Genomic DNA, 1223 nt, shown 5'->3' on the forward strand with positions numbered 1-1223 from the left:
TTCTCTCAAATCCGCCAAAACATCTTCGGCGTTGAAGGGTTAAGCCTCACGGTTCATTAGTACCGGTTAGCTCAACGCATCGCTGCGCTTACACACCCGGCCTATCAACGTCGTCGTCTTCAACGTTCCTTCAGGACTCTCAAGGAGTCAGGGAGAACTCATCTCGGGGCAAGTTTCGTGCTTAGATGCTTTCAGCACTTATCTCTTCCGCATTTAGCTACCGGGCAATGCCATTGGCATGACAACCCGAACACCAGTGATGCGTCCACTCCGGTCCTCTCGTACTAGGAGCAGCCCCCCTCAATTCTCCAGCGCCCACGGCAGATAGGGACCGAACTGTCTCACGACGTTCTAAACCCAGCTCGCGTACCACTTTAAATGGCGAACAGCCATACCCTTGGGACCTACTTCAGCCCCAGGATGTGATGAGCCGACATCGAGGTGCCAAACACCGCCGTCGATATGAACTCTTGGGCGGTATCAGCCTGTTATCCCCGGAGTACCTTTTATCCGTTGAGCGATGGCCCTTCCATTCAGAACCACCGGATCACTATGACCTGCTTTCGCACCTGCTCGCGCCGTCACGCTCGCAGTCAAGCCAGCTTATGCCATTGCACTAACCTCCTGATGTCCGACCAGGATTAGCTGACCTTCGTGCTCCTCCGTTACTCTTTAGGAGGAGACCGCCCCAGTCAAACTACCCACCAGACACTGTCCGCAACCCGGATCACGGGCCCACGTTAGAACACCAGCCATTAAAGGGTGGTATTTCAAGGATGGCTCCATGCAGACTGGCGTCCACACTTCAAAGCCTCCCACCTATCCTACACATCAAGGACCAGTGTTCAGTGTCAAGCTATAGTAAAGGTTCACGGGGTCTTTCCGTCTTGCCGCGGGTACACTGCATCTTCACAGCGAGTTCAATTTCACTGAGTCTCGGGTGGAGACAGCCTGGCCATCATTACGCCATTCGTGCAGGTCGGAACTTACCCGACAAGGAATTTCGCTACCTTAGGACCGTTATAGTTACGGCCGCCGTTTACCGGGGCTTCGATCAAGAGCTTCTCCGCGAGGATAACCCCATCAATTAACCTTCCGGCACCGGGCAGGCGTCACACCGTATACGTCCACTTTCGTGTTTGCACAGTGCTGTGTTTTTAATAAACAGTTGCAGCCAGCTGGTATCTTCGACTGATTTCAGCTCCATGAGCAAGTCACTTCAC

At 53.6% G+C, this 1223-nt stretch carries 1 rRNA gene; it reads right to left on the reverse strand.

Annotated features, from left to right (window positions below):
• Window positions 1–35 precede the first annotated feature (35 nt).
• A 23S ribosomal RNA gene (locus HMPREF3178_RS00010) occupies window positions 36–1223 on the reverse strand; the annotation flags it as partial.

The sequence above is a fragment of the Klebsiella sp. HMSC09D12 genome (genome assembly GCF_001808475.1).
Lineage (GTDB): Bacteria > Pseudomonadota > Gammaproteobacteria > Enterobacterales > Enterobacteriaceae > Klebsiella > Klebsiella oxytoca.